Annotated in this window: 30 protein-coding genes and 1 pseudogene; 18 read left to right on the forward strand and 13 right to left on the reverse strand. The window is 69.1% G+C overall.

Annotated features, from left to right (window positions below; genetic code table 11):
- The first annotated feature begins 8 nt into the window (after window positions 1–8).
- From ABTV10_RS19990 to ABTV10_RS20000, 3 genes are all read left to right on the forward strand, one after another.
- Window positions 9–458 (forward strand): hypothetical protein, encoded by a 450-nt coding sequence (locus tag ABTV10_RS19990; protein WP_433606811.1) that lies wholly within the window; start codon window positions 9–11, stop codon window positions 456–458.
- Window positions 459–490: 32 nt separating this feature from the next.
- Entirely contained in the window at window positions 491–871 is a 381-nt protein-coding gene (locus tag ABTV10_RS19995) for a VOC family protein (RefSeq protein ID WP_499029633.1), read from the forward strand.
- Window positions 872–947: 76 nt separating this feature from the next.
- Window positions 948–2117 carry an IS30 family transposase gene (locus tag ABTV10_RS20000; protein ID WP_499028866.1) on the forward strand — a complete coding sequence of 390 codons (1170 nt, stop codon included), beginning with the start codon at window positions 948–950 and terminating at the stop codon, window positions 2115–2117.
- Window positions 2118–2163: 46 nt separating this feature from the next.
- Here ABTV10_RS20000 and ABTV10_RS20005 read toward each other — a convergent pair whose 3' ends face one another.
- The 5 genes from ABTV10_RS20005 to ABTV10_RS20025 all read right to left on the reverse strand — a co-directional run bounded on the left by ABTV10_RS20005 (window position 2164) and on the right by ABTV10_RS20025 (window position 7850).
- On the reverse strand, window positions 2164–2517 hold the full coding sequence (locus ABTV10_RS20005; protein WP_499029635.1) for a hypothetical protein: 354 nt from the start codon (window positions 2515–2517) through the stop codon (window positions 2164–2166).
- 2 nt (window positions 2518–2519) lie between these two features.
- Window positions 2520–3269, reverse strand: a complete 750-nt coding sequence (locus ABTV10_RS20010; protein ID WP_499029637.1) for an ABC transporter ATP-binding protein — start codon at window positions 3267–3269, stop codon at window positions 2520–2522.
- Window positions 3269–4012 (reverse strand): ABC transporter ATP-binding protein, encoded by a 744-nt coding sequence (locus ABTV10_RS20015; RefSeq protein ID WP_499029639.1) that lies wholly within the window; start codon window positions 4010–4012, stop codon window positions 3269–3271. The genes ABTV10_RS20010 and ABTV10_RS20015 overlap by 1 nt, the downstream gene beginning before the upstream one ends.
- Window positions 4005–6296, reverse strand: a complete 2292-nt coding sequence (locus ABTV10_RS20020; protein WP_499029642.1) for an ABC transporter permease — start codon at window positions 6294–6296, stop codon at window positions 4005–4007. Before ABTV10_RS20020 ends, ABTV10_RS20015 begins: the two co-directional genes overlap by 8 nt.
- A 138-nt stretch (window positions 6297–6434) precedes the next feature.
- Window positions 6435–7850 carry an ABC transporter substrate-binding protein gene (locus tag ABTV10_RS20025; RefSeq protein ID WP_433606822.1) on the reverse strand — a complete coding sequence of 472 codons (1416 nt, stop codon included), beginning with the start codon at window positions 7848–7850 and terminating at the stop codon, window positions 6435–6437.
- Window positions 7851–8307: 457 nt separating this feature from the next.
- Here ABTV10_RS20025 and ABTV10_RS20030 point away from each other — a divergent pair, with 457 nt between their 5' ends.
- From ABTV10_RS20030 to ABTV10_RS20070, 9 genes are all read left to right on the forward strand, one after another.
- Entirely contained in the window at window positions 8308–9522 is a 1215-nt protein-coding gene (locus ABTV10_RS20030) for an inorganic phosphate transporter (RefSeq protein WP_499029645.1), read from the forward strand.
- A gap of 13 nt (window positions 9523–9535) precedes the next feature.
- Entirely contained in the window at window positions 9536–9808 is a 273-nt protein-coding gene (locus tag ABTV10_RS20035) for a hypothetical protein (RefSeq protein WP_433606826.1), read from the forward strand.
- 43 nt (window positions 9809–9851) lie between these two features.
- Complete coding sequence (locus ABTV10_RS20040) at window positions 9852–10241, forward strand: DUF3349 domain-containing protein (protein ID WP_499029648.1); 390 nt, start codon at window positions 9852–9854, stop codon at window positions 10239–10241.
- 22 nt (window positions 10242–10263) lie between these two features.
- Window positions 10264–10566, forward strand: coding sequence for a DUF3349 domain-containing protein (locus ABTV10_RS20045; protein WP_433606830.1), 303 nt, complete (start codon window positions 10264–10266; stop codon window positions 10564–10566).
- Window positions 10567–10607: 41 nt separating this feature from the next.
- Window positions 10608–11804, forward strand: coding sequence for an o-succinylbenzoate--CoA ligase (gene menE, locus ABTV10_RS20050; RefSeq protein ID WP_499029650.1), 1197 nt, complete (start codon window positions 10608–10610; stop codon window positions 11802–11804).
- Between the two features lie 322 nt (window positions 11805–12126).
- Window positions 12127–12642, forward strand: a complete 516-nt coding sequence (locus tag ABTV10_RS20055) for a hypothetical protein (protein ID WP_499029652.1) — start codon at window positions 12127–12129, stop codon at window positions 12640–12642.
- A 193-nt stretch (window positions 12643–12835) separates the two neighbouring features.
- On the forward strand, window positions 12836–13375 hold the full coding sequence (locus tag ABTV10_RS20060; protein WP_499029654.1) for a hypothetical protein: 540 nt from the start codon (window positions 12836–12838) through the stop codon (window positions 13373–13375).
- A 122-nt stretch (window positions 13376–13497) separates the two neighbouring features.
- A complete protein-coding gene (locus tag ABTV10_RS20065) occupies window positions 13498–14472 on the forward strand; it encodes an ATP-binding cassette domain-containing protein (protein WP_499029656.1) in 975 nt (324 codons plus the stop codon).
- On the forward strand, window positions 14469–15296 hold the full coding sequence (locus ABTV10_RS20070; RefSeq protein ID WP_499029658.1) for an ABC transporter permease: 828 nt from the start codon (window positions 14469–14471) through the stop codon (window positions 15294–15296). The genes ABTV10_RS20065 and ABTV10_RS20070 overlap by 4 nt, the downstream gene beginning before the upstream one ends.
- A gap of 5 nt (window positions 15297–15301) precedes the next feature.
- On the opposite strand, the gene ABTV10_RS20075 is transcribed toward ABTV10_RS20070, so the two are convergent.
- Entirely contained in the window at window positions 15302–18622 is a 3321-nt protein-coding gene (locus tag ABTV10_RS20075) for an ATP-binding protein (RefSeq protein WP_499029660.1), read from the reverse strand.
- Window positions 18623–18691: 69 nt separating this feature from the next.
- Here ABTV10_RS20075 and ABTV10_RS20080 point away from each other — a divergent pair, with 69 nt between their 5' ends.
- A complete protein-coding gene (locus ABTV10_RS20080; RefSeq protein WP_499029662.1) occupies window positions 18692–19561 on the forward strand; it encodes a 1,4-dihydroxy-2-naphthoate polyprenyltransferase in 870 nt (289 codons plus the stop codon).
- Between the two features lie 27 nt (window positions 19562–19588).
- On the opposite strand, the gene ABTV10_RS20085 is transcribed toward ABTV10_RS20080, so the two are convergent.
- The 3 genes from ABTV10_RS20085 to ABTV10_RS20095 are packed head-to-tail and all read right to left on the reverse strand — an operon-like array spanning window position 19589 to window position 20729.
- Window positions 19589–19939, reverse strand: a complete 351-nt coding sequence (locus ABTV10_RS20085; RefSeq protein WP_499029664.1) for a VOC family protein — start codon at window positions 19937–19939, stop codon at window positions 19589–19591.
- A 1-nt stretch (window position 19940) separates the two neighbouring features.
- Window positions 19941–20321, reverse strand: coding sequence for a phage holin family protein (locus tag ABTV10_RS20090; protein WP_499029666.1), 381 nt, complete (start codon window positions 20319–20321; stop codon window positions 19941–19943).
- A gap of 54 nt (window positions 20322–20375) precedes the next feature.
- Window positions 20376–20729: a hypothetical protein gene (locus tag ABTV10_RS20095; protein WP_499029668.1), complete on the reverse strand. Its 354-nt coding sequence runs from the start codon at window positions 20727–20729 to the stop codon at window positions 20376–20378.
- 103 nt (window positions 20730–20832) lie between these two features.
- On the opposite strand from ABTV10_RS20095, the gene ABTV10_RS20100 reads away from it, so the two are divergent.
- Entirely contained in the window at window positions 20833–21162 is a 330-nt protein-coding gene (locus ABTV10_RS20100) for a hypothetical protein (RefSeq protein WP_499029670.1), read from the forward strand.
- Here the strand turns inward: ABTV10_RS20100 and ABTV10_RS20105 are convergent.
- Together ABTV10_RS20105 and ABTV10_RS20110 are read right to left on the reverse strand one after the other, a co-directional pair.
- Complete coding sequence (locus tag ABTV10_RS20105; RefSeq protein WP_499029672.1) at window positions 21141–21902, reverse strand: lysophospholipid acyltransferase family protein; 762 nt, start codon at window positions 21900–21902, stop codon at window positions 21141–21143. The two genes, ABTV10_RS20100 and ABTV10_RS20105, sit on opposite strands and share 22 nt — an antisense overlap.
- Window positions 21903–21999: 97 nt before the next feature.
- Entirely contained in the window at window positions 22000–22851 is an 852-nt protein-coding gene (locus tag ABTV10_RS20110) for an SDR family NAD(P)-dependent oxidoreductase (protein ID WP_499029674.1), read from the reverse strand.
- Between the two features lie 188 nt (window positions 22852–23039).
- Between ABTV10_RS20110 and ABTV10_RS20115 the strand changes: the two genes are divergently transcribed.
- Window positions 23040–23339, forward strand: a complete 300-nt coding sequence (locus ABTV10_RS20115) for a hypothetical protein (protein ID WP_499029676.1) — start codon at window positions 23040–23042, stop codon at window positions 23337–23339.
- 134 nt (window positions 23340–23473) lie between these two features.
- Here ABTV10_RS20115 and cds1 read toward each other — a convergent pair whose 3' ends face one another.
- Together cds1 and ABTV10_RS20125 are read right to left on the reverse strand one after the other, a co-directional pair.
- Window positions 23474–24568, reverse strand: a complete 1095-nt coding sequence (gene cds1, locus ABTV10_RS20120; RefSeq protein ID WP_499029678.1) for an L-cysteine desulfhydrase Cds1 — start codon at window positions 24566–24568, stop codon at window positions 23474–23476.
- Window positions 24565–24918, reverse strand: coding sequence for a DUF4229 domain-containing protein (locus tag ABTV10_RS20125; protein WP_499029680.1), 354 nt, complete (start codon window positions 24916–24918; stop codon window positions 24565–24567). Before ABTV10_RS20125 ends, cds1 begins: the two co-directional genes overlap by 4 nt.
- 325 nt (window positions 24919–25243) lie before the next feature.
- On the opposite strand from ABTV10_RS20125, the gene ABTV10_RS20130 reads away from it, so the two are divergent.
- The 3 genes and pseudogenes from ABTV10_RS20130 to ABTV10_RS20140 all read left to right on the forward strand — a co-directional run.
- A complete protein-coding gene (locus ABTV10_RS20130; RefSeq protein WP_005518137.1) occupies window positions 25244–25456 on the forward strand; it encodes a BldC family transcriptional regulator in 213 nt (70 codons plus the stop codon).
- Window positions 25457–25538: 82 nt separating this feature from the next.
- The gene (locus ABTV10_RS20135; protein WP_433606865.1) at window positions 25539–25769 is read left to right on the forward strand and encodes a hypothetical protein; all 231 of its coding nucleotides are present in this window, start codon (window positions 25539–25541) and stop codon (window positions 25767–25769) included.
- Between the two features lie 288 nt (window positions 25770–26057).
- Window positions 26058–26186 (forward strand): annotated as a pseudogene (locus ABTV10_RS20140) (hypothetical protein); the annotation flags it as partial.
- Window positions 26187–26197: the final 11 nt, after the last annotated feature.

Raw genomic sequence — 26197 nt, forward strand, 5'->3', positions numbered from 1 at the left:
CTTGATCCATGACCGTCGACCGCGAGCAGCCCGCACCGGAGCATCGCCGCCCGGAGGGGGTCACGGATGCCACCGTCGAAGCCGTCGGCAAACTGTCCGAGGCCCTGGAGACGGTCGAGCAGGCCCGCGGCCACCTGTACGCGTTCCACCAGCTGATGGGGCGGGCCGATCGGCAACTCGGCGAGGCGACGGAGATGCTGATCGAGTCCGGGCATCCGGCGAGCGCGGATCGGCTGAGGACGTCGATGGTGGGCCGCAACGTGCTCGAGGGCCGCTGGACCTTCCAGGTCGTCGAGGAGTTCGACGACGGGTACTGGTCCGAGTTCCGCGAACACGAGAAGGCGGTCCGCGAAACACTGCTCCGCGGGCGCCGGCACCTGTACGAGGCCGAGATGAAGGAAGCGCGACGCACGCGGGGCCGCGCGGGCCACGAGGCGCGGCCCGCCCCGGAACAGTGACTGTCGCCGGGCGATTCGGAGGAGAGCGAGACGTGGAGATACTCAGCAGCAGGACGATTCTGCGCCCCCGGGACTACGAGGTGACGTTGTCGTTCTACCGCGACGTTCTCGGCCTGGCGATTGCGCGCGAATACCCCGGGGGCACAGTGTTCTTCGCCGGACAGGGGCTGATCGAGGTGACCGCGCACGGCGGCACCGAACTGGAGTCGCGCTTCTCGGGTGCGCTGTGGCTGCAGGTGCGGAACCTGGCGGACGCCCAGGCCGAGCTGATCCGCGCCGAGGTGCCGATCGTGCGCGAGGCCCGCAAGGAACCGTGGGGGCTGCACGAGATGTGGATCGCGGATCCGGACGACGTCCCGATCGTGTTGGTGCAGATCCCGGAGGACCATCCGATCCGCCGCGACCTGCGCTGAACACGCCTGTGCGCCTTTCCGGTAAGGCGAGTTCAATCGGTCGTTGCAACATCCCTGATCCTGGAGGGTGTTGCAGATGGTGTGGATCGGTCGGCCGCCGGCGCCGGCGCATGCTCGGCTGAAGTTCTGGCAGTGCCGTAGCGAGGGCGCGTCGACGGCAGCGGCCGCGGGTGCGGCATCGGTGGCGTATTCGACGGCGCAGCGGTGGCTGGTGGCGTCCGGTGGGGTTCGTCCCCGCCGGACGCCACCACCGTCGGGCCGGTACCTGTCCCTCGAGGATCGTGAGACGCTCTCCGAACTGCTGCAGGCCGGAAAGAAGCAACACGAGATCGCCGCGGCGTTGGGGCGGTCCCCGTCGACGATCAGCCGAGAGATCGCCCGGGGCACGAACAAGCGTGGCTACTACATCGCCTCCACAGCGCACCGGGCCGCCCAAGCGCGGGCGAAACGACCGAAACCAGCGAAGCTGAACTCGTGCGAGCGGCTGCGGACGTTCGTGCAGTCCCGGCTCGGGAAGAATCATTCTCCGGAGCAGATCTCACGCGCCTTGGTGCGTGAGTTCCCCGACGATCCGGAGATGCGTGTGTCCCACGAAACGATCTACCTCTCGCTCTATGTCCAGGCCCGCGGAGGACTCAAACGGGAACTGACACAGCATCTTCGGACCGGAAGGGTGTTGCGTCAGGGTAGCCGCAAGCCCGACGAGCGGCGGGGCCGGATCCCCGACATGATCAACATTTCCGAGCGTCCCGCCGAGGCCGGGGACCGGGCCGTGCCCGGCCACTGGGAGGGCGATCTGATCATGGGTGCCGGCAACCGGTCCGCGATCGGCACCCTGGTCGAACGTTCCACCCGGTTCGTGATGCTGCTGCACCTGCCCGACGGTCACTCCGCCGAACACGTCAACGTCGCGATGGCCGCCAAGATCCGGGAACTGCCCGCTGCACTGGCCCGCTCGATCACCTGGGACCAGGGCACCGAGATGACCCGGCACGCCCAGTTCACCGTCGACACCGGCGTCCAGGTCTACTTCTGCGACCCCCGCTCACCCTGGCAGCGCGGCTCGAACGAGAACACCAACGGACTGCTGCGCCAGTACTTCCCCAAGGGCACCGACCTGGCCGTTCACACCGCCGAGCGCCTGCAGTTCGTCGCCGACGAACTCAACGAACGGCCCCGCAAGACGCTCGACTGGCATACTCCAGCCGAGCGTCTCGACGAGGCCCTCGTTGCAACGACCGCATGAATCCGCCTAACCCCAGCTACCAGAAAGGCGTACGGGCGCGAAGCGCCTACTTCGAGAGCGCGGCCGCGATCTGGTCGGCCTGCGCCTGACCCTCGTGCAGTTGACGGAGCAGCCACAGCCGCAGAACCTTGGCGACGGCGCCCGCGAGGTACAGCGCGGCACCGATCACCGTCACCGCGAGGAACGCGGTGGCGAGGATCTGGTACGACGTGATGTCGCGCAGATCGTTCAGGGTCAGGGACGAGATGTAGACGACGAAGGCCGCGACGGCACCGACGATCATCAGGATCAGACCGGCGATGCGGGCGGCCCCGTCGCCGCGGGACTGGCCCGTCTTGAGCTTGAGCTCGGCGACGTCGTTCTTGAACTGGGCGCGACGCTCATCTGCGAGAGTGGTCATCGTCATCCTCCTAGGTAGCTGTTGGAAAGGTCGTTCTCGATTTCGTCGGGCGCCCCGACGCGGACCACTCGTCCGTGGAGCATGAGTGCCGCCCGATCGGCGATCGGCAGCACGGCGCGGGCGAACTGCTCGGCCACCAGGATGGTCAGCCCCTCCTCGACCAGCTGGCCGACGATGTCGTACATCTGGGAGACGATCCGCGGCGCCAGACCCATCGACAGTTCGTCGAGCAGCAGCAGGGTCGGGTCGGTGCCGAGGGCCCGGGACAGCGCCAGCATCTGCTGCTCGCCGCCGGACATGGAGCCCGCGAGCTGGTTCTTGCGCTTCCCGAGGATCGGGAAGCGGGTGTACGCGATCTCCTCGAGCTCGGCGAGGCTCGATCCCGTTCCGGTGGCGACCCAGAGGTTCTCGTGCACGGTGAGGTTGGCGAAGATGCCGCGCCCCTCGGGGATCGAGCACACGCCGAGCTTCGCCAGATCCGACGCCTCCGCCCCGTTGACGCAGCGGCCGGCCATCCGCAGCTCGCCGTCGGCGACCGGGAGGATGCCGGAGCAGATCTTCAGCGTGCTGGTCTTGCCGCCGCCGTTGGGCCCGAGCAGCGCCATCACGGTGCCCGGCTGCAGCGCCAGATCGACGCCGTGCAGGACCTCGATCGGCCCGTAGCCCGCTCGGACTCCGGCCAATTCGAGCAACGGGGTGGGCCCGCCCTCCGCGCCCGGCGTCTCGACCTCGTTCGTGGTCACCGACGACATCACACTGCCTCCTCTGCCGTACCGATGTAGGCGGCGATCACCGCCGGGTCGTCGCGGACCTGCTCCGGGCCGCCCGACGCGAGGACAGCACCGTAGTCGAGCACGTGAATGTGCTTGCACAGCTTCATCACCAGCGGGATGTCGTGCTCGACGAGGCAGATCGCGAGGTCGTCCGCGGCGAGTTGCTGCAGCAGCTCGGCGAAGTCCTCGGTCTCCTGCTCGGTCTGCCCGGACGCGGGCTCGTCGAGCAGCAACAGCCGCGGCGACGTCATCAGGGCTCGGGCCGCCTCGACGACGCGGGCCCGTCCGGTCGGGATCTCCGAGACGTCCTTGTCGGCGACATCCGTGAGCTTCGTCAGCTCGAGGATCCGGTCGGTCTCGGCGTCCACGTCGATCTTGCTGCGCGTGTTCGCCCGGTGGATGTCGCCGGCGACGCGGATGTTGTCCCGCACGGACAGCGACAGGAACAGCTCGAGCCGCTGGAACGTGCGGGCCAGGCCCTTGTTCGCGCGCTTGGCCGGCGAGAGCCGTGTGACGTCCTGGCCGTCGAGCAGGATCTTCCCCGACGCCGGCTTCTGGAGGCCGGTGATGGTGTTGAACAGCGTCGTCTTGCCGGCACCGTTCGGTCCGATCAGTCCGGTGATGGCACCGCGCTCGACGGTGATGCTCACATCGTCGACAGCGACGTGGCCACCGAACCGGACCGTGATCCCGCGTGTTTCGAGGATGGGGGTGTCAGGCATGCACACTCAGCTCCTTGGACTTACCGGCGAACTGCTCCGTGGCGGCCGCGGTGTGGGCCGTGACGGTGGCGGGCAGCCCGAGTTCGCGGTCGAGGGCGGCGAGGCTCTCCTCGGTGTAAGGCTGGTCGATGCCGATCTCCTCGGGCGGGACGCCCTTCGCGGCGGCCGCAGCGTCCTCGCCCAGGACCGCTTCCGGCATGACCATCTGGCCGACGACCGGGAGCATGAACACGGTGACGATCGCGATCGTCGCGAACCACCAGTTGCCGAGGACGCCGGTCAGCGCGAGGACGTAGGCCAGCGCCACGACCACGGCACCCCCGACGAGCACGGGCTTGGCACCTCGCAGGCGGCGGTAGCCCTCGATGACGTCGTGCACCGAGCCGGACGGGTTCTTGCCGACACCCATGCCGATCAGGGCGGGGCTCACGGCGGCGAGGTGGCCCAGGAACGTCCACAGCCCCTCGAGTTCCGGCTGCGCCGACGCCAGGTTGTTGAACGACACCATGATCACCGCGAAGCCGACGCCTGCCATGAGGCCGCCGAAGAACGCACCGGTGACGTAGCCGATGCCCGCGACGACGGTGAGCATGAGGATCGTGAGGCTGATCATGATCGAGAAGTTCTCGTTGGAGACCGCGCCGATCGCGCTCGACATCAGGATGCCGCCGAGTCCGGCGATGCCGGCCGAGAGCATGAACACGCTGAGCTTGAGCTTGACCAGGTTCTGTCCGAGCATCGCCGACGCCGCGGGGCTGTCCTTCATCGCGGCGAGGCGGCGGCCGTAGCCGCTGTTGCGCAGCGCGATGACACCGATGGCGAGCACCACGAAGAGCGAGGTGGCCGTCATCAGGAAGGCCGTCTGGTTGCTGAGGTCCAGCGGTCCGATCTCGAGCGGGGGAATCACGAGCGAGCCGCCGGTGAAGATCGAGAACTTCACGCCGAACAGTTCGTGCTCGGTGGTGTCGCGCAACACCATGTTGCTGAGGAACACGCCGAACGCCATCGTCGCGAGCGCCAGGTACAGGCCGCGCAACCGTAGCGCCGGCAGGGCGACCAGACCGCCGATGATCGCGGCGGCGAGCGTTCCGAAGATCAGGCCCCAGATGTTCAAGCGGGCCGCAAGTCCGGTTCCGGAGATACCGAAGTGGAACGCGACGATCGTGGAGATGGCGCCGAAGGACACCGACGCCAGGTTCATCTCGCCGGCGTACCCGGTGAGCAGGGTGAGCGACAGCGCGATGATCGCGAACGAAACACCCAGGGTGAGGGTGGTGATCGCGGACTCGACCATGAGCAGGCGGATCAGGTAGACGATCACGATCAGCGCGACGCCCCACGCGACGGCCTTCCGGACCGACGGGACCGAGTAGCGCTCACGGGTGCGCACGGCCGCGCCGCGCAGGCGGTCCTGCGGCAGCACGATGAGGACGACGAACAGCGCGATCATCGGGAGCGAGACGCGCAGGTTCGACGTCCACGTCCATTCGGCCGGGAAGTAGCCGAGCACGTACGTACCGGCGAGGCCGAGGACGATCGCGCCGACGAACGTGCGCGGGATGCTCCGCAGGCGGCCGAACATGGCGGCGGCGAAGGCGTCGATCACGAGCAGGGTGAGCATGTTCGCCTCGAGGGTGCCACCGCTGATCGGGGTGACGAGGATGCCCGCGAGGACTGCCAGGGTCGAACCGAGCGCCCACGAGAACGCGGCGATGCGTTCGGGATTGTGGCCGTTGAGGCGCAGCAGGTCGGGGTCGTCGACGACACCACGCATCGAGACGCCGACGCGGGTGCGGGTGAACAGGAAGCGCAGGCCGACGGCGATGAGAACCGCGGCGACCAGGCAGATGATCTCGTGCGTGTGGATCGTGGCCCCGAGGAACGAGACCCGGCTCTCGTCGCCGAAGAACATCTTCATGGTCCGGGGATCCTCGGGATGCCAGAACCATTGGGAGAGCGCGAGCATGCCGAGCATGATCGACACCGTGACGACGATCTTGGTGACCTCGGCGGTGTCACGGAGACCACGCATGATCAGGGCGTACAGCAGCAGGCCCATCAGCGGACCGGCCACGCCGACGGTGATGATCAGCGCCACCGGAGTCGGCAGATCCCAGCCGTACTTCAGCTGCCAGTAGAGGAAGGCGCCGAGCATCGCCTGCGCGCCGTGCGCGAAGTTGAAGATGCCGGACGTGTTGTAGGTGAGCACCAGCCCGGAGGCGGCGATTGCGTACACCGAACCCAGGACCAGACCCAGGATCGTGAACGTCACGAATGTGTCCATCTGGAAACCCTCTGAAAAACTCCAGTCGGGATGGACGCGGCGCCCCGGGGCGGGTGGCCCGGGGGCGCCGCGGTCATCGGTCGGATCGAATCTGCCGCGCGGCCTGGAACCTGTGGGTGTCGACCGCCCGGCCTTGGATCAGGCCTTCGGCGTGATCACGTTGGGGTTCAGGTACTTGGTGGAGATCCGGTCGGCATTGAGCTCCGTACCCCACGTCGACGGATCCGTCTTGACCAGGTACTGCGGGTCGCACTTGAACTCGCCGGCCTCGGCGGGGAACGCCTGCGAGTAGTCGGCGCCCTTGATCGACACCATCAGTCCGCACTGCGCGGGAATGTTCTTGCCCGGGTCGCTCGGCGCGTGGAGTCCGCCGCCGTCCCACTCGTGGATCTGGGACAGCTCGTCGATCATGCACTGGCGGGTCAGGTCCGAGCCGCACTCCTTGGCCGCGGTGGCCCACAGCAGGAACGAGGAGGTGGACTGCATGCCGAGGAGCGCGGTCTTGCCGCCCTTGGCCGTGACGAGCTCCTTGTACTGCGCGACGGCCTCGTTGTCGTCGTTCTCGAGCATCTGGAAGGTCATGCCGGCGTTGAGGTTGTCGAGCAGGCCGGTGTCCTTGTTGAACGACTGCACCGCGTTGCCGTACCAGGTGGCCTCACCGAGGATGATCGGATCGATGCCCACCTGGTCGACGGCCTTGAAGAAATTGAACTCGGCCGGGACCGGCGAGCGGGAGGTCCACAGGCCCTTGGCGCCGCAGGCCTTGACCTTCTCCGCGAACGGGACGTAGCTGGCCTCACCCTCGTAGTTGATGGTGACGCCGCAGTCCTTGAGCGTGAAGCCGGCGGCCTCGGCCATCGACTTGGTCTTGGTGAGCGACGTGATGATGGTCGGCATCGTGGACCCGACGAGCGCGAAGTCGTTCTTCAGATCGGGGTGCATCTCGCCCATCTGGAACCACACCGAGGCGTTCGCGATGTCGACGGGGAACGGCACACCCTGGTAGGTCATGGGACCGTTGGCCGCGTCCGGGGAGACGGTGAAGCCGGGGACCGCGGCCATGTTGCAGGCCACGCGGGTCTGCTCGGACGTCTGGTCCATCGCGAAGCCGTGGCCGACCATCATGAACTGGGTGCGGCACGCGTCCTGCATGACGGAGTTGGCCTGCGTCATCGCGGCGTCGTAGTCGGTGCCGACGATCTTGCGGCCGTTGATGCCGCCCTGAGCGTTGCACCAGTCGATCATCGCCGAGACGGCGTCGGACATCTCCTTGTTGAGGCCCGGGCTCTTGGCGAAGCCGCGATCGTCGCCGTATCCGATCTTGATCTCGGTGTCGGAGACGCCCTGATCGGTGGCGCCCTTCGCGTCGCCCTCGCCACACGGGGAGGCGAGGGTGCCGAACTTGTCGACGGAGTTGGACGACGACGCCTGCGCGTCGTTCGATCCGGTGCCCGGCACGACGGCGTCGCCGCCACGGTCGCCGGCGCAGGCCGAGACCAGGGCCGCGGTCGCGGCGAGCGCCACGACCAGCTTGGCAGTCTTGTTTGTCTTCACGGTCGGTGTATCTCCTTCTCAGTGCCCGAGACCGGGCCGGGGTCGAACCAACTGATCGAAAACCTGTCCGGAACTGCGGCGATGGACGACGCCAGCGCGCCGAACCGGAGGTCGCGCAAAAACTAGGTAAAGCAAGTGCCGTTTTTAGGTAAAGGACAGGAGGGACAGCACAACCCCGACCGCTGCCGCCATCCCGCCACCGACCTTCCCGAGCTCCACTCGCCGGGAGGCTGCGCTCCCGGTGGCGAGGACCGTAACGAGCATCACACCCGCCCCCGGACGTCGGTCCCGGTGAGTGAGACAACCCAGTGACGGTCGCCACAGGCTCCGCAAAACGTGAGTGTTCACACACCGAGGGCGCCGTCGTGCGAGGTGATAGGAAAGATGAGAGCGAGAGCACCGTCGATTCACCGGATGCTCGCTGTACTTTTACGCGTTCGATACGCACAATTCGGTTGTGACCGCAGAGCTCGTCGTTCTCTTGGTAGTGGTCGTCACTGCCCTCGCTTTCGATTTCACGAACGGCTTCCACGACACCGGGAACGCGATGGCCACCTCCATCGCCACCGGCGCACTCCGACCGAAGGTCGCAGTGGCACTCTCTGCAACCCTCAACCTGATCGGCGCTTTCCTCTCCGTCGAAGTCGCAGCCACCGTCGCGAAGGGCGTGGTCAACCTCTCGACCGTCAGCGGCGAAGCGCTGCTGCTGATCGTGTTCGCCGGCCTGGTCGGCGGCATTCTGTGGAATCTCGCGACGTGGCTGTTCGGCATGCCTTCCAGCTCGTCGCACGCACTCTTCGGCGGCCTGATCGGCGCCGCCATCGCTTCGATCGGCATGAACGGCGTCGAGTGGGGCGGCGTGCTCGGCAAGGTGATCGTGCCCGCGCTGCTGGCCCCCGTCGTCGCGGCGCTGGTCGCGACCGTCGGCACCAAGCTGATCTACCGGATCACCCGAGACATTCCCGACGACACGAAGAGCAACGGCTTCCGCATCGGACAGGTCGGGACGGCGTCGCTCGTCTCCCTTGCCCACGGCACCAACGACGCCCAGAAGACGATGGGCGTGATCTTCCTGGCGCTCGTCGCACACGGATCGATCTCCGCGGACGCCGAGATGCCGTTCTGGGTCAAGCTCAGCTGCGCCGTCGCGATCGCGCTCGGCACCTACCTCGGCGGTTGGCGCATCATCCGCACGCTCGGCAAGGGCCTCGTCGAGATCTCCGCGCCGCAGGGCATGGCCGCCGAGTCGTCGTCGGCCGCGATCATCCTCACCTCGAGCCACCTGGGCCTGCCGCTGTCGACCACGCACGTCGCCACCGGATCGATCATGGGCACCGGACTGGGCCGCAAGGGCGCCGAGGTCCGCTGGGGTGTGGCCGGCCGCATGGCCGTCGCCTGGCTCATCACGCTGCCCTCGGCGGGCATCGTCGGCGCGATCTGCTGGGCGCTGGCCCACCTGATCGGCGGACTGCCCGGCGTCCTCGTCGTGTTCGCCCTGCTGGTGGCGCTGTCGGTCTTCATGTACCTGCGCTCGCGCCGCCAGCCGATCGACCCGAGCAACGTCAACGCCGAGTGGGACGGCGGCCTGGCACCGGCAACGGAGAACGCCCCGGCCGCCGACGTCGAGGCCGACGCCGACCAGACCACCGCCACCACCGCCAGCAACACCTGAGAGGAGACGACCGATGGATCTACTGACTCAGACCGCCAACTCGCTGTGGCAGGTCGTCCTCGTGGGACTGCTCTTCGGCGCAGGCCTGCCGGCGGTGTTCGCCCTGGGCCTCAAGAGCCTGTCCGTCGGTGCACGGACGAACGCCGACGGGACGTCCACCGCCTCGACGACGGGCAAGATCGGTGCCGCCGTCTGTTTCGCCGTCGTGCTGATCGCGATCATCGCCGGGATACTGATGCTGATGCAGAACTTCCTGGCCAGCAGCTTCGGCATCCACGTCTTCTGAGCGGGGTCCCGACCCGACCCGCACCCCCGCTCCCTTCGTGAAAGTGATCGCATCCGTGAACAGCAAGTACTCGCTCCGTTCGGTACTCGACTGGCTCCGCGCCGGCTACCCGGAGGGGATTCCGGCCAAGGACCACTTCGCGCTGCTGGCCGTGCTCGGACGCCGACTGACCGACGAGGAGATCGGCCAGATCGTCGACCTGTCCATCGCGACCGCACACGAGCACCCCGCTCGGCACGTCGACTACGACGCGCTCAAGAGCATCATCGCGGGGGTCATCCACGAGGAACCCACCGAGGACGACATCACCCGCGTCACCGAACGGCTCGTCGCGGGCGGCTGGCCCGTCGTCGGCGACGACACCGATGCCGCCGCTGCCGGCGACGACACCGATGCCGGTGACGACCAGGAAGCCCCGGACGCCCAGAGCTGACGGACCGAGTTCAGGAGCATCATTGAGCCTGCCTCCGTTTCTCACCTCGATCATCGACTGGCTCCGCGCCGGGTACCCCAACGGCGTCCCGGAGCAGGACTACGTCCCCCTGTTCGCCCTCCTCACCCGACGGCTGTCGGAGGAGGAGGTGGACCTCGTCACCGCGGCCCTCGTCGAGGACGGCGATCTGCCCATCTCGAAGACCGACATCCAGGTCCTGATCACCAAGATCACGAACGAGATGCCGCTCGAGTCCGACGTCGACCGGGTGCAGTCCCACCTGTCCTCCGGCGGGTGGCCGCTTGCGGACCCGCCCCTCCCCTGACCGCCGCGGAGTCGCCTTCCGGGTCGTGCAACCATCGATGGGTGAGCGCGCTCCTGCACACCCTTCCGATCCCTCCCGGCACGGCGGTGGCGTCCGTGCTGCCGACGCTCGAACGAGTGCTGGACGGCGGCGGCCCCCCGCTCCTGCCGGTGCCGCAGGGCGATCCGAAGGAGATCGGCCGGCTCACGGACGCGCTGCGCCCGGACGAACCGATCGACGCCGTGGCCGACGCCGACGACGTGGCGCTGGTGATGGCGACGTCGGGCACCACCGGTGTGCCCAAGGGCGCGATGCTCACCTCGCGTGCGCTGCGCGCGAGCGGTGAGGCGACGCATCGCCGCGTCGGCGGTCCCGGAGCGTGGTTGCTGGCGCTGCCCGCGCACCACATCGCCGGCATGCAGGTGCTGCTGCGCAGCCTGCTCGCGGGCAGGACACCCGTCGTCGTCGACGTCACCGCCGGCTTCGATCCCGGCGACCTGCCGGCGGCGGTGGCCGCGATGACCGGGCCGCGTCGGTACACGTCGCTGGTGCCGACGCAGTTGGTGAAGGCGCTCGACCACGCGGGCGCGACCGAGGCGCTGGCATCGCTCGACGCGGTCCTGCTCGGCGGCGCGGCCACCCCGGCGCCGCTGCTTCGCCGCGCAGTCGCGGCGGGCATCCCGGTGGTGCGGACGTACGGGATGAGCGAGACCTGCGGTGGGTGCGTCTACGACGGCGTCCCGCTGGACGGCGCCACGGTCCGGATCGCCGACGACTCCCGGGTGCTGCTGGGTGGGGCGATGATCGCGTCGGGCTATCGCGGACTGCCCGGGCATCCGGCGTTCGCCGAGCCCGGATGGTTCCGCACCGACGATGCCGGCTCCCTGGCGGACGGCGTCCTCTCGATCCACGGCAGGCTCGACGAGGCGATCTCCACCGGAGGACTGACCGTCGTGCCACAGGTGGTGGAGGCGGTGCTCCTCGAGCACCCGGGGGTGCGTGAGTGCGCCGTCCTCGGGATGCCGGACGAGCGCCTGGGCCAGCGTGTGGTCGCCGCGATCGTTCCCGCCGACGGGTGCGCGCCCACCGCCCGGGAACTCGGTGACCATGTGCGCGCCGCGCTCGACGCCACTGCGGCACCACGCGAGGTTCGACTGGTCGACGCACTCCCCCTGCGCGGTCCGGGCAAGACCGACCGCACCGCGCTGCGCGCATCGTGGCCGGAGCGCGGCGGGCAGGCCGACGCGACAAGTAGTTGAACAAGCAATTGAATATTCTTTGATCCGCCTCCTCCGAAACGGAATCGTTATAGAACGAGCCGATCCGTTGCAGGCCGAGGGGTTTCCGCTGTTCACTTCCGTTACCGACCGGTAGGGATGTCGGTTCCGAGTCCATCCGCGAAGTTCGGACCTTACCTTTCGCGAAGGTTCGCCTTGCGCGAAGTTGACCCAGCCCCGATGCTGACGCAAGTGATCTTGGTTGTCGGGGACAAGACACCGCGATCACTCATCCGTCAGAAGACTTTCCACGAATGAGGGGTTCTCCATGCATACGCGTACTCGGAATACACTCGCCCGCACGGTGAGTGGTGTCGCGATCGCCGCCGCGTCGGCTCTCGCCGTACCCGCCCTCGCGACCGCCGCCCCCACGGTGTCGGCGCCCGAGATCACCGCGTCCGCCGAGGCCAGTTCCATCACGGTCACCGTGCAGAACCCCAACACCGACGCCGGGACGACGTGCGGCGCCTACGCGATCGTCGCCACCAAGCTGTCCGAACTGAAGGACCACCCGGAGAAGCTCCTCGAGCCCGGCTTCGCGGCGTGGAAGGTCAAGACGGCGGACCGCGTCGGACCGTCGAGCACCAAGGAATTCACCACGCCCGCCTTCAACGACGGCATGTACGCCGTCCTCGGCGAGTGCACGTCCACCTCCGGCCAGGCCGCCGTGAGCCGGCCCGAGATCCTCAGCCTGCCCGAGAACGGCCTGTTCGGCAGCCTCGAGAACGGCGCCCTGGAGAACCTCGTCGACTTCATCACCGGTGGGAACATCGACGGCCTGATCAAGGCCATCTCGGCAGGCTCCTCGCAGCCCGCATAACTCCCCCAGATCGTGCGCGGCGGCCCGGCTGTAGGTCGGGGATGTCCGGGTCGCCGCGCATCCTTCCCCTTCGCGCATCTCGCGTCGCACGAAGCGCTCTGGCCGCCGATGCGTCCGCGGGTGATCCCGGCCGACGATGTCGCCCGCGAACCACGGCGGTACGACCACTCTCCCATCGCGGAAAGGTACGACCATGCGTGCACGATCCACCATCGTTCTCACTCGTGCTGCGGCCGGCGTCTCGGTTGCCACCGCCGCACTGTTCGCAGTTCCGGCGGTCGCGTCGGCCACCCCCGCCCAGGAGTTCACGGGACCGGTCCTGACCACCGCGGCCGACGGCAACGTCGTCGACGTCACGGTCGAGAACCCGAACGTCGACTATCCGACCAGCACCTGCGGCGCGGTTGCCGTGGACTCCGCGAAAGTCCCTCAGGCCCTGGACGATCCGACCAAGCTTCTCGAGCCCGGCTTCGTCGTGTGGACGAGCGGCCTCGAGGCCGTTCCCGCCGGTGCCACCAAGTCGTACACGACCGACGCCCTCGCCGACGGCGTGTACGCGTTCGTCGGCGCGTGCGTCTCGCTGGCGAACCCCACGCCGGTACTCGGTGAGCCCCAGATCGTCCCCGTCGGCGGGGTGCTGGGCAGCCTCGGCACCGTCACCGGCAGCCTCGGCGACATCGTCCCGAACCTCGGCGATCTGCTCGGCGACCTCGTCGGTGGCCTGCTGAAGTAACACGACCTCCTGAAGACCCGGGGCCGCGGTGCACGCACCACGGCCCCGGCGCATGCGCACACCCGATCCGCGCGCAAGGGCGCTGCAAGCCCGACGCAAGCGGGACGCGTCAGGGTGGGGGCATGAACCTCGACACCTCACCCCCGGCGATCGAAGCCGTCGGGCTCGTCAAGACGTTCGGGCAGCAGCGCGCGGTAGACGGCGTGAGCCTCACCGTGCCGACCGGATCGGTGTACGGCGTGCTCGGCCCCAACGGCGCGGGCAAGACCACGACGGTCCGGATGCTCGCGACGCTGCTGCGTCCCGACGGCGGCGAGGCCCGCATCTTCGGCCGCGACGTCGTGCGCGAATCGACGGCGGTCCGCTCCCTCGTCGGAGTCACCGGCCAGTACGCCTCGGTCGACGAGGACCTCACCGCCACAGAGAATCTCGTGATCTTCTCGCGCCTGCTCGGTCTGGGTCGCGCCGCCGCCAAGCGCAAGGCCGCCGAACTCCTCGACGAGTTCGCCCTCACCGAGGCGGCGTCCAAGCCGCTGAAGAACTTCTCCGGCGGCATGCGTCGGCGTCTCGACCTGGCGGCCAGCCTGATCGCCCGCCCCCCGCTGCTGTTCCTCGACGAGCCCACCACCGGCCTCGATCCGCGCACCCGCGCCCAGATGTGGGAGACCATCCGGCGCCTGGTCGCCGAGGGCTCGACGGTGCTGCTCACGACGCAGTACCTCGACGAGGCCGACCAACTGGCCGACCGCATCGCGGTCATCGACCGCGGCCGGGTGATCGCCGACGGCACGTCCGACGAGTTGAAGGCGTCGGTCGGGGTGTCGGCCGTGCAACTGACCCTCGCCGACCGCGGGCAGACCGAGGAGGCCTGCCACGTGATCTCGACGATGCTGGGCGTCCCGGCCACCGTCACCCCCGAATCCGGCCGCCTCACCGCGCCGTTGTCCGATCCGACGATCACCGCGGATCTGCTTGTGCGCCTCCGGGATCTGTCGATCGCCGTGGACGAGATCACCGTCTCAAAACCGAGCCTCGACGAGGTGTTCCTCACCATCACCGGGCACGACACCGCCCAGTCCGAACGGAGCGTCGCATGACCACCCTCACCTCGCCCGCGCGGCAGGCGAATACCCGCACGATCGAGGCCGTCGACCGCATCAGCCTGCGGGACTCGATCGCGCACAGCTTCACGATGGCCTACCGGGGGATCTTGAAAATCAAGCACAACCCCGAGCAGCTGTTCGACGTCGTCGTGCAGCCGATCATCTTCACGTTCATGTTCACGTACATCTTCGGAGGCGCGATCTCCGGGGACGTGCAGTCGTACCTGCCGATCATCATCCCGGGCATCCTGGTGCAGACCGTCATCACGACGTCGATCGTGACGGGCACCCAGCTGCGGGAGGACATGGACAAGGGCGTGTTCGACCGGTTCAAGTCGCTGCCGATCGCGCGGATCGCACCGCTGTCCGGGGCGCTGCTCGCCGACGTCGTCCGGTATCTGATCGCGACGACCATCACGATCGTGGTCGGTGTCGCGATGGGCTACCGGCCGGGCGGTGGGTTCGTCGGCGTCGTGTGCGCCGCGCTGCTGATCATGGTGTGCGCGTTCGCGATCAGCTGGATCTTCGCGCTCATGGGCGTGCTGATGAGCAAAGCCTCTGCCGTGCAGGGCGTCTCGATGATGATCCTGTTCCCGCTGACGTTCATGTCCAATGCGTTCGTGCCCGCGGACACGATGCCCGGTTGGATGCAGGCGTTCGTGAACGTCAACCCGGTCTCGCATCTGGTGACCGCGGTCCGCGAGCTCGCCAACGACGGCCACTTCGGCATCCACGCGGTGTGGGCGCTGCTGGGTGCCGCGGTGATCGTCGCGGTCATGGCGCCGCTGACGGTGCGGACCTACATGCGCAAGGCCTGACGGCCTCACACCTGCGGCGTGGCGAGAAGGTCGAGTATCTCGACACGCGCGGCGGCGCGGGGCGTGTTCCGGACGGACGCCAGCGCCGCCGCGACGGTGTCGTCTCCGAGCACGGCGCGCGCCGCGTCGAGGTGGCGATCCAGGCGCATCGACGGATAGTCCTGGCGGGCACGCACTCTCGTCGCCAACGCTACGAGCCGCAAGGCCCGCTCCGCGGCGCCGTGGCCGGTTGCGATGCAGAAGCTGCCGACGGCGCACGCCACCGCACCGGTCTGCGGAAGATCCGGGTACCCGCCGGGCCCGAACCGCTGCATCGACACGGCCGCGAGCCGGTCGGCCACGTCCCTGATCAGGTCCGGACGCCCCGCGAGCACGTGTGCGTCCACGACCGCCGACGCCACCATGACCTCGAGCGGATCGACCGGGAAGTCTCCCGCGAGACCACCGGCGTGCCCGACCGCACGCCGATACTCGGCCAGCCCCCGGTCGACCACGCCGTCGGCCAGATCCGCCTCCGCGGCGCTCGCCGACAGCGTCGCCTGGTTGTGTGTGTCCTCGTTGTTCGCGCCGGTGCCCGGCGCGCCCGCGTGCATCGGGACGAGCGTCGCGAGTTCGGCCCGGGCGGCCGCGATCCGGCCGGCTCCGATCAGGGCCGCCACCATGAAGCCCCGCACCTGCAGGCTCTCGTCGTACAGGTGCAGCTCCCACAGCCCCTCCGCCGAACGCCAGTAGAACGCGACCGCCTCGTCGTAGCGCGTGGACTGGGCGCACAGGCTGCCGAGGTGCTGACACACCATCGCCAGGCCCCAACTGTCTTTCGACTGCTCGGCCAGGACGAGCGCCCGACGCGCATCGGACTCCGAGCCGAACAGATCACCGTTGTTCTCCCGGAGGTTGGCGCGGGCCACCAAGGCGGAACTGCGCGCCCCGGGATCGCTCGAGCGCACCGCCGTCGCGAGCACCCGCGCCAGGCCGCGCCCCGACCCGGGCACCAGCAGCAGGGCCGCGTTGACCCGCGACGACTCGCTGATGTCGGTGCGCTCGGCAAGCAGCCGTCGCAGGCGCGTGCGGGCCACCGCGACCGCGCGCAGGTGACCGCCCATCGCCGTATGGGCGGCGGCCAGCACGTACGCCGCCGCCAGATGGTCACCGGGGACGTCCTCGCGGGTGAGCGCGGAACCGTCGAGTTCGAGCACGCGTGGTGCCCAGTTGAAGACCTCCGAGTGGGCGCCTCGCGAGGCCCACAGGCCACCGAGCACCGGGAAGACCGTGTAGACGGTGCGGACGAGTTTCGCGGAGAGGGCGTATCGCAGCACCGCGAGCAGATTGTCGTGCTCGGCCTCGACGCGATGGGCCGCCGCGACCTGCCGACCGGACATGAAGTCGTGGAACACTTCCCGCGAGAACCGCTCCGCCCATGCGCACGTCCGACTGTGGACCTGCGCGGTCTCGTCACCGTCGGACTGTTCCTCGCCGAACTCCCGGACCGTCTCGAGCATGTGGTAGCGCAGTCCCACCGCATCGGCGCCGTCCGACGGTTCGACCACCGACAGCATCGACTGGTTCGCCAGACCCTCGAGCGCGTCGGCCACGTCGACGATCTCGCCCCACTGCGCGACGGTCGCCGCCGCGTCGGCCGTGAAACCGGCGGGGAGTCGGCACAATCGACGCAGGGCCGCGCGCTCGGTTCCCTCCAGCAGGTTCCAGCTCCAGTCGATGACCGCCCGCAGGGTGCGGTGCCGTTCCGGCGACGTGCGGTCCCCCGAGCGCAGCAGCGCGAAGCGGTCGACCAGTCGGGCGTTGATCTCCTCGACGCTCAGCGTGCGGACCCGCGCCGCGGCGAGTTCGATCGCGAGCGGTAGGCCGTCGAGGGTTCGGCAGAGCCGCTCGACCTCGCCGCGGTCCAGGCGCACCGACGGCCGCACGGCGAGGGCTCGCGCCCGGAACAGTTCGATCGCGGGCGAGCCGTCGTCGTCGATCGCCAACGGCGGCAACGGATACACCGATTCCGCGGTGATCGCCAGCGGGGCGCGACTGGTCGCCAGGACGGTCAGGTGCGGGCTGGCCGCGACCAGGTCGGACACGACGTCGGCGACGTCGTCGATCAGGTGCTCGCAGTTGTCGAGGATCAGCAGCGACGGGCGGGTCGCCAGCGCGTCGCGCAACCGCTGGCGCGCATCATGGATCCGGGTGCGGGTGAGTCCGCCCGGGGCCAGATCGGCCTCGCTCAGGCCCAGAGTGCCGCTGATCGCGGCGACGACGTCCTCGCCGCTGCGCAGCGGGGCCAGTTCGACGAGTGCCACCGGCATCCGCGTGGAGACCTCGCCGCCGAGAGCGTGCGCCACGCGGGTCTTGCCGGTGCCGCCGGGGCCGAGGACGGTCACGACACGCGCCGACGCCAGCAACAGTGCGAGCGCGGCCAGGTCGGTCCCGCGGCCGAGCAGCGGATTGGGTGCGGCCCGGAGCCCGATCGTGCCGGGCAGCGTCCAGGTTGCCGGTTCCGCCTCGCCGCCCGGACCGCCGCCACCGGACATCGCGTGCCGATCCTGCTCGCCGCGCAGGATGGCGGCGTTGAGATCGACGAGCCGGGCGGACGGGTCGACGCCCAGTCGGTCGGCGAGCCGGCCCCGCAGGCCGGCGAACACTTCCAGTGCCTCACTGGACCGTCCCGCTCCGTGCAGGCACTGCATGAGCAGGACGTGCGCCGCCTCGTCGAGCGGAGACGCGCCTGCCGCGGCGCGCGCGAGCGGCAGCGCGTCGTCGTAGTTGCCGGCGGCGACGAGCACCGCGAGTTCGAGGGCGTCGAGCGCGCCCCGGTGTCCGGCAGCCTCCGTCGCCAGATCGTCGGCGAGGTCGCCGTCGGGCAGGTCGGCGCCGGGCTCGCCGCGCCACAGCGCCCGCGCCTGCCGGATCGCCCGCAACGCCCCGGTCGGATCTCCGTCCGCATGACACTGCCCCGCCTGCCGCGCCAGCACGCGCGCCCGTGCCAGGTCCACCTGGTCCGGCGCCAGGACCAGTCGGTAGCCGGCCGGGCCCGCCTCTATGGCGCCCTCGGGCAGCGACGACCGCAGCCGGGAGATCTGCGTGTGCAGGGCGTTGGCTGGCGATTTCGGTGGAGCGTCGCCCCACACGTCCTCGACCAGCGCCGCTGCGCTGCGACTGTGGCCCGGGCGCAGCGCGAGAGCGACCAGCAGACTGCGCGCGCGGGGGCCCGGCAGCGGCGCCAGCACCCCGTCCCGGCGTGTGGCGACATCACCCAGCAGTGCCACCACGACCGGCGGCGCCGTGGGTGCCGGGTCTGCGGGGACGCTCGTCACGGGTTGCACCGGCGCCCAGCCTATGGGAGGAGCCGACCGTGCGGCCACCCGATTCGGCGGAGGTGAAAGGATCGCCGCATGGCTTCTGTGTCCCAGTGGATCGAGGGCGCCCGTCCGCGCACCCTCCCGAACGCGATCGCTCCCGTCCTCGCCGGTACCGGCGCCGCGGCGTCGCTCGGCGGTGCGGTGTGGTGGAAGGCGCTGCTCGCACTGGTCGTCTCGCTCGCGCTCATCGTCGGCGTGAACTTCGCCAACGACTACTCGGACGGCATCCGCGGCACCGACGACGAGCGAGTCGGTCCGCTCCGGCTCGTCGGCTCCAAGCTGGCCTCCCCCGCGGCGGTCAAGACGGCCGCGCTGGGCTGCTTCGCGGTGGCGGCGGTGACGGGTGTCGTCCTGGCACTGGTCTCGGCGTGGTGGCTGATCCTGGTGGGCGCACTGTGCATCCTGGGCGCCTGGTACTACACGGGTGGCAAGAAGCCGTACGGCTACAGCGGATTCGGCGAGATCGCGGTGTTCGTGTTCTTCGGGCTCGTGGCGGTGCTCGGGACCGAGTTCGTCCAGGCCGGCCGCGTCGACTGGGCCGGTCTACTCGCCGCGGTCGCGATCGGCTCGTTCTCCAGCGCCGTCCTCGTCGCGAACAACCTCCGCGACATCCCGACCGACACCGAGTCCGGGAAGATCACGCTCGCAGTCAAACTCGGCGACGCGCGTACCCGCACCCTGCACCTGGTCCTGGTGATCGTGCCGTTCGCGGCAACGTTGGCGCTCGTCGCGCGGACGCCGTGGGCGCTGGTCGGGCTGATCGCGCTGCCCCTCGCGCTGCGCGCGAACGCCCCGGTCCGCACCGGGGGCCGCGGTCCGGCGCTGATCCCGGCGCTCGCGATCACCGGTCAGACCATGCTGGTGTGGGCCGCGGCCACCGGGCTGGCGCTCGGCCTGGGCTGAGCGGAGGCCCGCGAAACCCGCTGTCGCTCAGGCACGGTGCCCGAGCACGTTGACGACGTTGCCGTCCGGGTCGCGGACGAAGAACCGACGCACACCCCACTCCTCGTCGCGGAGCGGGTGGACGATGGTCGCGCCGCGCGCGACCATCGTCTCGTACACGGCGTCGACGTCGTCCACCTCGATGCTCATGTCGGGGTTCTCCGACGCGGTCGCATCCTCGCCCATGATCGTCACCTGGGCGGTGGGGTTCGACGGGGACGCCATCGTCGTGACCCATCCCAGGTTCATCACCTCGACCAACCCGAGCGCGCCGTAGAAGTCCCGGCTGTCGTCGAGGGAACGTGCGTGGATGTCGGGCACGACCCGCCTGATCGTCATCTCACTTCTTGTCCGGGACGAGAGCGCTGAGCACGAAGTTGACGACCGAGATGATGAGCGCGCCCCACACCGCGGTCCAGAAGCCGTCGACGCTCAGACCCCAGTCGGTCTGCGAGCTGATCCACGACGTCAGCAACAGCATCAGTGCGTTGATGACGAGCGTGAACAGGCCGAGCGTGAGGATCAGCAGGGGCAGCGACAGCAGCTGCACGATCGGCTTCACGAACGCGTTGACGACGGTGAAGAGCAGGGCGATGCCGAGGATGATCAGCACATCGCTGCCGGTTCCCTGCCCCGACGAGGCAACTTCGATGCCGCTCACCCACTGCGAGGCGAGCCAGATGGCGATCGCGTTGATCACCAGGCGAATCACGAATGTCATGCACTCATGCTGGCACGAACCCTCCCGGCGCGGGCGTCGGCACCGTCCGGCCCGTCACGGCCGCCGAACGACGGCGGCGTTCAGTCGAAGGCGCTCGTGCAGGAAGTGCTCGATCACATCGATCTCGTCGTCCGAACAGGCGAGCAGGACCTTCACCTCGACGTCCCGCTTCGTGAGGTCCGCGGTGAGCGCGACTCCGACGACGCCCGCGCCGTCGGCCGAACCGCGGAACACGTCCACGCCCTCGCCGTCCCCGCCGGCGGTGTCCTCGAGATACCCGTAGTCGACCGGGTAGACCACCTCCGGGTACCGGGGATGGGCGCTGCCCCGGGGACGATCGATCCGCAGCGGCGTCGTGCGGACCAACTTATCGAGGGCCGAGAAGTACACCGCCAGGTTCGTGTCCATGCTGCCAGCCTGCCACGTAACCCGACACCGACAGTCCGAAACCCTGCGGCGAAATACGCGGAGAACGAGGACAATCCGCACATCCCTCCACTACGCTCGCGACATGACCGCCTGCCGCGTCAACTGGTGGACGGCACTCGCTGCCGCCATGTTGCTCGTCGTCGTCGGTTTCCTGGCCTCGCAGCTCACGCACCTGGCGGACGCATCGGCCAGCGCGGGCCGCGAGTACGGCGAGAGTCAAGCCGTGATGTACAACCAGTTCACCACGCGCGACCCGAGCGATCAGCAGATCCTCCAGTGGTGCAGCACCGGCGCACAGCTGTCCGCGAACACCCAGATCTGGTACCGGGGCGGCATCATCCAGGTCGGGGAACTCGACCAGAAGCGTTTCGCGGAGGGTTGTTTCGAGACCTACCGCGCCGCGACCCGCTGACCGGTCCGGCCGGCCACTGCCCCGTCGACCGCGGCCTGGAGTCGATCCGCGACCACCCGCGTGATCTCCATCGGCTTCGCCGGCAGATCCAGGACGGGTTCGCCGACGTAGACCTCGGCCGATCGACCGGTGTCCGCGTTCGGCCCGTAGCTGATGCCGATGCTCAGCAGCGCCGGCGGCGCCCCGAGTTTGCGCGCCTTGACCGCGATGTGCCCGACCCCGCTGTTGATCTGCTGCAGACGCGACGGGTCACCCTCGTTGCACGTGCCCTCCGGGAAGATCGCGAGGACGTCGCCGCGGCTGAGGCGCTCGGCCGAGATGTCCATCATGCGGCGGCCGGCCTCGGCGACGGCCCGCAGGCCGTGGTTCTTGCTGCGGAACACCGGGATCGAGCCCATCATGTCGACCTTGCGGCGCAGTCCCGGTTCGGCGAACAGTTCGTCCTTCGCCAGCACCCGCGTCCGTCCGATCGACCGGCGCAGCGGCGTCCGCCACGCGGTCGCGGCGAGCGTGTACTGGTCCCGGTCGGAGAGGTGGTTCGCGACGACGATCAGCGGCGTCCCGGACGCGAGCAGTTCCCGAATTCGGTCCCGCGCCCCCGCCTCGTACCGGACCCGCGGGCGGTACCGCGCACTGAGCGCGGCGTAGGCGGCCTTGGCGAGCAACCGGTTCTGTTGGTGATCGAGGTAGAAGCTGTAGACGTCCTCGTAGTTGTCGAGCGTGACTTCGGGCCGGGTCATGTCGCGTCTCCTTCGGATCACCCCACCCGACGACCACGGTACACAACCTACGGAACCGTAACTTGTCTACCGAGGTCGGCACCGCGAGTCGCGACGGTCACGGATTGCGCGGACGGTTCGTCCACCCGCCCTCCGGCTTCGGGAACCAACCGCCGGCCGCATAGGTGCCGCCGTCGACGTGGACCGTGGTGCCGGTGGTGTAGCGCCCGAGATCGGACGCGAGGAACAACGCCGCACCGGCGACGTCGTCCGGCTGCCCCGGCCCGCCCAGCGGCGCCCACGTGGGCCATTTGGCCCACTCCTCCTCCGACAGCCACTCGGTGTACGGCACCTGGACCGACTCGATGAGGTCCGGCGCAATCGCGTTGACCCGGACGCCGATCCGGCCGACCTCCACCGCCAGGCTGCGGCTGAACTGCGTCACCGCGGCCTTGTACGCCGCGTAGACGCTGTGGCCGGGGATCGCGCGGTGCGCCTCGACCGTCGTGAGGTTCACGATCGACCCCCCGCGCCCCCGCTCCGCCATGCCGGGCAGTACGGCGTGCGTGAGCCGGAGCACGTGGTCGAGGTTGATGCCGCCGACCTCCGCCCAGAACTCGGGTTCCGTCTCGGCGAACGGGCGCGGCGGACGCAGGAAGTGACCGACGTTGTTCACCAGTACGTCGGGCGCGAACTCCACGATCCGCGCCGGCACCGCCCACCCGAGGACGTCGTACGCGAGGACCTCGATCGAACCGCCTGCGGCGGCATCGAATTCGAGTGCGCGCGCCGCGTCGGCGTCGACGTCGGCGACCAGGACCGCGGCACCGTGCGCCGCGAAGGAGCGAGCGATCGCGGCGCCGATCCCGTGCGCGCCCCCGGTGACGACTGCCCGTTTGCCCGGAAGCATCGGGCCGGGGCAAAAGGCTGGACGGGACGACTGCGCGGACTGCGCGGGTACTGACGACACGACGACTCCTCCTCGAAGTACGGGGACACCACCGATGATCGATCCCACTGCCGCACGCGCACACGGCATTTCCCGGCCAGCGAGAAACGACGCGTGAGCATTCTCATGCGGGCCGTCCGACACGCGCCGCGTCCGCGTGGTTAGCCTCGAACCGAAGGACCCACGACTCGAACGGGAGAGAAGTCATCATGCTGACCAAGACCGCCACCTCCGCCCTCGCCGCCGCCGGACTTGTCGGTGGCTACGCCGTCGCCCGACAGACCGGAAACCGTCAGCTCGGTGGTGCGGTGCTCGCGGCGGTCGGCGGCGTCTGCACCTACAACTGGGCCAAGAGCTCGGGCCCGGGCCGCGCCGCAGCCCTGCTCGGCACCTACGTCGCGGCGTTCGGCGGCTCGCACCCGCTGGCCAAGAAGATCGGCGCATGGCCGTCCGTCGGCGTCGTCGCCGCCGGTACCGCAATCGCGTCGCAGGTCGTCACCCGCGGCTGATCGCGGCCCGACGATGATCCGCCTCGCCGAGCCCGCCGACCTGCCTCGTCTCCAGGAGATCGAGGTGGCGGCGGGCGGGGCCCGGGGGTCGCGATGACCCGGCACGTCCCGATCGACCGGGCAGGCTTCCGCAGCTAGGCCGTCCAGCGCCCGCTGCGGGCGAACTCGTCGAGCACGGCTGTCGGCCCGGTCAGGTCGATCCCTTCGGACGCCACCCAACCGTCGTCGAAGTACGTCCCGGAGTACCGTTCACCGCCGTCGCACAGCAGCGTCACGATGCTGCCGCTGCGGCCCTGTTCGAGCATCTCGGCGACCAAGCCGAACGCACCCCACAGGTTCGTTCCGGTCGAACCGCCCACCTTGCGGCCGAGCACGGCGCTGGCGTGCCGCATCGCGGCGATCGAACCCGCGTCGGGCACCTTGACCATGCGGTCGACGACCTGGCCGATGAACGACGGTTCGACGCGCGGACGGCCGATGCCCTCGATCCGGGAGCCCCGGTCCGAGTTGGAGGTGGCGGTGCAGTCGTCGCACTGCCACGCGTCGAAGAACACGGAGTTCTCCGGGTCCACGACGCACAGCCCGGTGTCGTGCTTGCGGTAGCGCAGGAACCGGCCGATCGTGGCGCCGGTGCCGCCGGTGCCGGCGCCCACGACGATCCACTCCGGGATCGGGTGGTCCTCCTGCTGGAGTTGCGTGAAGATCGACTCGGCGATGTTGTTGTTGCCGCGCCAGTCGGTGGCGCGTTCCGCGTGAGTGAACTGGTCCATGTAGTGGCCGCCGGTCTCGGCCGCCAGGCGCTGCGACTCGGCGTAGATGCTCGACGGATCCGTCACGAAGTGGCAGCGACCACCCTGCGCCTCGATCAGCGCGATCTTCGCCGGGCTCGTGCTCGCGGGCATCACCGCGACGAACTCGAGCCCCAGCAGCTTCGCGAAGTACGCCTCGCTGACGGCGGTCGAGCCGGACGAGGCCTCGATGACCGTCGTGTGCTCGGTGACCCAGCCGTTGCAGATCGAGTACAGGAACAGTGAGCGCGCCAGCCGGTGCTTGAGGCTGCCGGTGATGTGGGTGGACTCGTCCTTGAGATACAGCTGGACGTCCCACTCGGGCGGCAGCGGGTAGCGGAGCAGGTGCGTGTCCGCACTGCGCTGGGCGTCGGCCTCGATGAGGCGGACGGCGTTGTCGACCCAGGCCCGACTACCGCGACGGTCGACGACGGCCGTCACCGGCGGTCCTCGCCCCGCAGCTTCGCGTGCAGGTCTGCCTTGTCGGTCCGGCGCTTCTCGTCGACGGCCGCGATGTCCAAGTTGACCCTCTTGCGGAGCTTCGAGAAGAGAACCAGCGACAGCGGCAGCGCGATGAGAACCGCGAACAGGGCGGCGACGATCAGCGGCACCTCCACCCCGAACAGCTTGCCGCCGAACAGGATGACGACCGCGAGAAGCACCACGAGGCCGAGACGAGCCACCGAGTACAGGGCGACGTCACGGACGAGGGTCCCGGTCGTCACGGCGCCGGCGGGCGCATTGCCCGCGTTGCGGGCCTGGTCAGGACGATTCTGCGCTGCATCACTCACACGACCAGGGTACCGATCGCCGGGCGGGGGCCTCAGGAGACCGGCGGCAGGAGCCGGGACCGAGGTGCGGACGGTCGGACCCGCTCGACCGGGGCCACCCTAGAGCCAGTCGGCCCAGTTCGTACCGAGTTTGCCGATTCGTATTCCCAGCTGAAACATCGCAGTCCGACTAGTCCGATTTGTCTATTACCTCCCCTTTACCAACTTTAGATTGTTCGAGTACCTGGGGGTTGTGGTGCCACTATGTCGGAGCCGGTCGACAAACGAACCGGTCCCGAATCTCCCCGGCCCACCCCAGCGGTAGGCCCCGAAACCTGGAGGATCGATGAGCGCACCCACCTACAACGGCGCCAAGGAAGCCCTGCTGACCCCGGGCCAGGTCGCCGCACTGTTCCATGTCGACCCCAAGACCGTCACGCGTTGGGCGCACGCCGGCCGGCTCGGATCTCTGCGCACCCCCGGAGGACACCGGAGGTTCCGCGAGGCCGAGGTGATGGCGCTGCTCTCGTCCCTGACCACCGAAGCGCATCATTCGTAATCGGTGAGGCCCCACATGGGCGCCCGCCAGGTGGATACCCGGCCGACCCGGACACGGCTACCCTCGTAACAGGAGGTGCACCGTGATCTACCTACTGGCGTTCATCGGCCTGGTTACGCTCGCTGTCCTGTTCTGGAAGGCGTTCGGCCCGACCGCCACCACCGCAGTTCGAGGCGGTAGCGACAGCAAGGTCGGCCGAGTCGTCGGACCGGACGACGACCCCGAGTTCCTGTGGCGCGTGGATCGTGAGAACCACCGTCGACAGTCGGGGCCGCGTCCCGGGACCGACACCCCCACCGACCCGGAGAGCTGATCGGCGTCTGCGTCACGACGGACGCTGGTCCGCGCCCGTGTCCGGGCGCACGTCGCAACGACGCCACCCGTGCGGCCTCCCGTCGGACGAGATCGGGCAGCAGCAGAAACAGACATCAGGAATCGACAACGGTCGCCGTGCGCATGCACGGCGACCGTTTCTCGTCTACCCTCCCCCGTCCCGCCGGGCGCGTCTTTCTCACACTCGACAGCTGAAGGGACCCTTCGTTGAACTGCTCCCCGGAAGTTGGACTGAGAAATTCGGTTCCGATGTCCGGGGAGCAGTTTTATGCGTGCACGAAGTTCACTGTCCGAGGATCAGCGGGTGGTGGCTGTAGCGTTGTTCGAGGTCGGTGTGGGTGACCGCACGGTCGCGACGAGGTTGGGCGTGGGTCGGCCAGCCGTCAGACGGTTGTATGACCGGTGGCG

This window comes from Paraburkholderia sp. RHO2 (genome assembly GCF_050955445.1).
GTDB lineage: Bacteria > Actinomycetota > Actinomycetes > Mycobacteriales > Mycobacteriaceae > Prescottella > Prescottella agglutinans_A.

Excerpts from the sequence above, each read along its gene's own strand:
- ABTV10_RS20035 (WP_433606826.1), top strand. The coding sequence starts at position 9,536 with ATGGATCTACTGACTCAGACCGCCAACTCGCTGTGGCAGGTCGTCCTC.
- ABTV10_RS20015 (WP_499029639.1), bottom strand. The coding sequence starts at position 4,012 with ATGCCTGACACCCCCATCCTCGAAACACGCGGGATCACGGTCCGGTTC.
- ABTV10_RS20095 (WP_499029668.1), bottom strand. The coding sequence starts at position 20,729 with ATGGACACGAACCTGGCGGTGTACTTCTCGGCCCTCGATAAGTTGGTC.
- ABTV10_RS20070 (WP_499029658.1), top strand. The coding sequence starts at position 14,469 with ATGACCACCCTCACCTCGCCCGCGCGGCAGGCGAATACCCGCACGATC.
- ABTV10_RS20130 (WP_005518137.1), top strand. The coding sequence starts at position 25,244 with ATGAGCGCACCCACCTACAACGGCGCCAAGGAAGCCCTGCTGACCCCG.
- ABTV10_RS20115 (WP_499029676.1), top strand. The coding sequence starts at position 23,040 with ATGCTGACCAAGACCGCCACCTCCGCCCTCGCCGCCGCCGGACTTGTC.
- ABTV10_RS20080 (WP_499029662.1), top strand. The coding sequence starts at position 18,692 with ATGGCTTCTGTGTCCCAGTGGATCGAGGGCGCCCGTCCGCGCACCCTC.
- ABTV10_RS20000 (WP_499028866.1), top strand. The coding sequence starts at position 948 with ATGGTGTGGATCGGTCGGCCGCCGGCGCCGGCGCATGCTCGGCTGAAG.
- ABTV10_RS20020 (WP_499029642.1), bottom strand. The coding sequence starts at position 6,296 with ATGGACACATTCGTGACGTTCACGATCCTGGGTCTGGTCCTGGGTTCG.
- ABTV10_RS20085 (WP_499029664.1), bottom strand. The coding sequence starts at position 19,939 with ATGACGATCAGGCGGGTCGTGCCCGACATCCACGCACGTTCCCTCGAC.
- ABTV10_RS20105 (WP_499029672.1), bottom strand. The coding sequence starts at position 21,902 with ATGACCCGGCCCGAAGTCACGCTCGACAACTACGAGGACGTCTACAGC.
- ABTV10_RS19990 (WP_433606811.1), top strand. The coding sequence starts at position 9 with ATGACCGTCGACCGCGAGCAGCCCGCACCGGAGCATCGCCGCCCGGAG.
- ABTV10_RS20100 (WP_499029670.1), top strand. The coding sequence starts at position 20,833 with ATGACCGCCTGCCGCGTCAACTGGTGGACGGCACTCGCTGCCGCCATG.
- ABTV10_RS20090 (WP_499029666.1), bottom strand. The coding sequence starts at position 20,321 with ATGACATTCGTGATTCGCCTGGTGATCAACGCGATCGCCATCTGGCTC.
- ABTV10_RS20065 (WP_499029656.1), top strand. The coding sequence starts at position 13,498 with ATGAACCTCGACACCTCACCCCCGGCGATCGAAGCCGTCGGGCTCGTC.
- ABTV10_RS20005 (WP_499029635.1), bottom strand. The coding sequence starts at position 2,517 with ATGACCACTCTCGCAGATGAGCGTCGCGCCCAGTTCAAGAACGACGTC.
- ABTV10_RS20010 (WP_499029637.1), bottom strand. The coding sequence starts at position 3,269 with ATGTCGTCGGTGACCACGAACGAGGTCGAGACGCCGGGCGCGGAGGGC.
- ABTV10_RS20060 (WP_499029654.1), top strand. The coding sequence starts at position 12,836 with ATGCGTGCACGATCCACCATCGTTCTCACTCGTGCTGCGGCCGGCGTC.